The 521-nt window shown below is 47.2% G+C and carries 1 protein-coding gene; it reads left to right on the forward strand.

Annotated features, from left to right (window positions below; all coding sequences use genetic code 11):
• Positions 1–521 (forward strand): response regulator (locus R7P74_RS29305; RefSeq protein WP_318124247.1); only part of this gene is annotated, 521 nt, incomplete at both ends.

Genomic DNA, 521 nt, shown 5'->3' on the forward strand with positions numbered 1-521 from the left:
GTCGTGTTGCTGCTGACCGATTTCCACATGCCAGAAATGGATGGCTATGAACTGATCAAACATATGAGGGCGTCTGGTTTCAAATCGCTGCCAATCATCGGTGTGACGGCAGAGGATGCTCGCCTTGCCAATGAGCGCACACAAGACATCGGTATTGATGATGTACTTTACAAGCCTTACGACCTCAACAAATTGAAAACCGTTTTGGTGCCATTTATTGGCAAGAAAGAAAAGACCCGATTACCGGATTGGATTAAGCGTTTTAAAACGCAAGACGCAAAAGAAATTGCGCGTGTGTTTAGCCAATCTATGGCAACGGATATTGAAAACCTACAAGCTGCCTCGACTGAGCGAGATAAAAAACGGGTTATCCACGGCATCAAAGGTGCAGTTGGGGCAATTGGAATCAGCATGCTGACTGAGCTTTGCATTGAGGCAGAGCGAGTCACCGCGGCGGAGTTTGACAGGCGAGCCGCGGAGTTAATTTTACGAATCGAGCAGGAGATCGACAATATAGACTA

Source organism: Vibrio sp. 2033 (assembly GCF_033339735.1).